Below are 3332 nucleotides of genomic sequence, written 5' to 3'. Positions count from 1 at the left end.
GACCTTGGCCGCCTTGCGTCCGGTGCGGTAGTCGCGCAGGCGCCAGTCCATGCGGCGGGCGTGCTTGCGGAGCTTGGAGTCCGGGTTGATCGCGTACGGGTGGCCCACCAGCGACAGCATCGGGATGTCGTTGTGCGAGTCGCTGTACGCGGCGCAGCGGCCCAGGTCCAGTTCCTCCGCCAGCGCCAGGGCGCGGACCGCCTCCGCCTTCGCCGGGCCGTGCAGCGGTTCGCCCACCAGTTTGCCCGTGTACACGCCGTCGACCGACTCGGCGACCGTGCCGAGCGCGCCGGTCAGCCCCAGCCGGCGGGCGATCACCTGTGCGATCTCCACCGGTGCCGCCGTGACCAGCCAGACCCGCTGTCCCGCGTCGAGGTGGGCCTGGGCCAGCGCCCGGGTGCCCGGCCAGATCCGCTCGGCCATGTACTCGTCGTAGATCTCCTCGCCGATGGACTGCAGCTCGGAGACCCGGTGGCCCTGGACGATGGAGAGCGCCGAGTCGCGGGCCTCCTGCATGTGCTCGGGGTCCTCGACCCCGGCCAGCCGGAACCACGCCTGCTGCCAGGCGAACCGCGCGAGCTCACGCGTCTCGAAGAACTTCCGCTTGTACAGCCCGCGCCCGAAGTGGAACAGGGCCGCGCCCTGCATCACGGTGTTGTCCAGGTCGAAGAACGCCGCGGCCCGCTCGTCGCCGGGTACCGGGAACTCGGGTTCGCGTTCGAGAACTTCCTGGGTGGACTTGCGTGCTGCCTCCGCCGAGGCCTCGCCTGCCAACACGCTCCGCGCCGTGGCGGAGCGCCTACGGGGGGTGAGCCATCCGAGAGCGGCCATGCCGTGAGCATAGCCAGTCGGCCGCGGTGTTCCGGTGCCGAGAGGTTCCGGCGTCGTGAACTCTCCGGGTCCGAGTCGTTGCCACGGGGGCGACAATGGCCCGTATGAGCCCTCTCTTCCGCCGCAACACCCCGGCCGTCCCGCGGGACCGGCTCGTCACCCTCGTCCGCAAGCCCGGCTGTCATCTGTGCGACGACGCGCAGGTGGTGGTGGAGAAGGTGTGCGATGAGCTCGGCGTGCCGTGGGAGCGGAAGGACATCACCCAGGACCAGGAGCTGTACGCCACGTACTGGGAGCAGATCCCCGTCGTTCTCGTCGACGGCGCCCAGCACACCTTCTGGCGGGTGAACGAGGACCGGCTCCGCAAGGCGCTGAGTGACTGACCGGCCAGTCCAAACTGGCGGAAAGTAGCTTAGGATCGATGGTGACTTGGTCTCGGGGGCGGGATTCGCGGAGGAGAGTGTGCGGTTTTGCCCCCGAAAGAAAAGGGACAGCGGTGCTCGCGCGCCGGTTCCGTACGAGTGCGCCGGGCTTGCGTGACCCCGGTCACGTTGGCCGGGCAAATCGGACACCATCTTTGTGCACGCGTTCACAAAGACATAGCCTGCTTCCGACGGGGCGGTCCGGGAACGTATGACCTGACGTATGACCGCCTGAAGCCCCGCTCTACCCGCAGGAGCACCGTGGCAACTGGCCGAACTCACCGACCGGCGACCCGTAGCCGAGGGATTCCCGAGGCCACCGTCGCCAGGCTTCCGCTGTACCTCCGCGCCCTCACCGCGCTCTCCGAGCGCTCGGTGCCCACGGTCTCCTCGGAGGAGCTGGCGGCCGCCGCGGGGGTCAACTCCGCGAAACTGCGCAAGGACTTCTCCTACCTGGGCTCCTACGGGACCAGGGGCGTCGGTTACGACGTCGAGTATCTCGTGTACCAGATCTCCCGTGAACTCGGCCTCACCCAGGACTGGCCGGTTGTGATCGTCGGTATCGGCAACCTCGGCGCCGCGCTCGCCAACTACGGCGGTTTCGCCTCCCGCGGGTTCCGGGTCGCCGCGCTGATCGACGCCGACCCGGCGATGGCGGGGAAGCCCGTGGCCGGCATCCCGGTGCAGCACAGTGACGAGCTGGAGTCGATCATCCAGGACAACGGTGTGTCGATCGGCGTCATCGCGACTCCCGCCGGTGCCGCCCAGCCGGTCTGCGACCGGCTCGTGGCCGCCGGGGTCACCTCCATCCTGAACTTCGCGCCGACCGTGCTGACCGTGCCGGACGGCGTCGACGTGCGCAAGGTCGACCTCTCCATCGAGCTGCAGATCCTCGCCTTCCACGAGCAGCGCAAGGCCGGTGAGGAGGCCGCGGCGCAGACCGCCGCGGCCGCTCCCGCCCCCGTGCGCAAGGACTCCGCCACCGACCAGGGGCCCGACGGGGACGTACCCGCCGTGATGCCGGCATGAGTCTCCTCGTCGTCGGACTGAGTCACCGCAGCGCGCCGGTCAGCGTGCTGGAGCGGGCCTCGCTGGGCGTGGACGCGCAGAGCAAACTGCTGCGGGACACGGTCGCCGCGGAGCCCGCGGCCGAGGGTGCCGTCCTCGCCACCTGCAACCGCATCGAGCTGTACGCCGACGTCGACAAGTTCCACGCCGGTGTCGCCGAGCTGTCCACGCTGCTCGCCCAGCACAGCGGGGTCGGCCTGGAGGAGCTCACTCCTTATCTCTATGTGCACTACGAGGACCGCGCCGTCCACCATCTGTTCTCGGTGGCCTGCGGGCTGGACTCGATGGTCGTGGGCGAGGGGCAGGTCCTCGGCCAGATCAAGGACTCGCTCGCCCGGGCGCAGGAGATGCACACCGCCGGACGGCTGCTCAACGACCTGTTCCAGCAGGCGCTGCGGGTCGGCAAGCGCGCCCACTCCGAGACCGGGATCGACCGCGCCGGGCAGTCCCTGGTCACCTTCGGCCTGGAGCAGCTCGCGCTCGGCGCCCCCGTCGAGACCTGGGCGGACGCCAAGAAGGCCCTGGTCATAGGTGCCGGCTCGATGTCGTCGCTGGCCGCGGCCACGCTCGCGCGGGCCGGTGTGGCCGAGATCGTCATCGCCAACCGCACACCCGACCGCGCCGAGCGGCTCGTGCAGATCCTCACCGAGGGCGACGACACGAACGTGCTGGCCCGCGCGGTACCGATGACCTCGGTGCCGTTCGAGCTGACACGTGCAGATGTTGTCGTCTCCTGCACCGGCGCGACGGGACTGGTCCTCACGGGCGACGCGATCGCGGCGGGTGTCGAGAGCCGTACCGGTGAGCAGCGGGTCGTCGTCGACCTCGACGGCGTCGAGGACCTCGGCGACGCGGCCGTGCGGACCCCGCTGCCGCCCACCTCCGCCGGCACCGACGAGGACTGCCCGCTCGACCTGTCCGCCGTAGCGCCCGGATTCTCCGTCATGGGCGAGGCGGCCGTCGCCGGTATGGACGCGGCGACGCTGGAGCAGCACGCCACGTGGGCCGCGG

The 3332-nt window shown here is 70.4% G+C and carries 4 protein-coding genes; 3 read left to right on the top strand and 1 reads right to left on the bottom strand.

Features of this window, described 5'->3' with window-relative positions:
• Positions 1-831: HAD family phosphatase (locus B9S61_RS05060; RefSeq protein ID WP_103541114.1), on the bottom strand; the 831-nt coding region annotated here is incomplete at its 3' end.
• A gap of 95 nt (positions 832-926) precedes the next feature.
• On the opposite strand from B9S61_RS05060, the gene B9S61_RS05055 reads away from it, so the two are divergent.
• The 3 genes from B9S61_RS05055 to hemA form a co-directional block, all read left to right on the top strand.
• A complete protein-coding gene (locus B9S61_RS05055; protein ID WP_103541113.1) occupies positions 927-1214 on the top strand; it encodes a glutaredoxin family protein in 288 nt (95 codons plus the stop codon).
• A 300-nt stretch (positions 1215-1514) separates the two neighbouring features.
• Positions 1515-2282: a redox-sensing transcriptional repressor Rex gene (locus B9S61_RS05050; RefSeq protein WP_103541112.1), complete on the top strand. Its 768-nt coding sequence runs from the start codon at positions 1515-1517 to the stop codon at positions 2280-2282.
• A partial coding sequence (gene hemA / locus B9S61_RS05045; RefSeq protein WP_103541111.1) for a glutamyl-tRNA reductase occupies positions 2279-3332 on the top strand: 1054 nt, incomplete at its 3' end. The genes B9S61_RS05050 and hemA, both read left to right, overlap by 4 nt.

The sequence above is a fragment of the Streptomyces sp. SM1 genome (assembly GCF_002910825.1).
GTDB lineage: Bacteria > Actinomycetota > Actinomycetes > Streptomycetales > Streptomycetaceae > Streptomyces > Streptomyces okerensis.
The sequence above is the reverse complement of the archived record's forward strand: the minus strand, read 5'-3'. Positions and strand labels throughout refer to the sequence as shown.

What these genes read in the sequence shown, in the direction of transcription:
- B9S61_RS05055 (WP_103541113.1), top strand. Translation starts at nt 927, where the DNA reads ATGGCCCGTATGAGCCCTCTCTTCCGCCGCAACACCCCGGCCGTCCCG.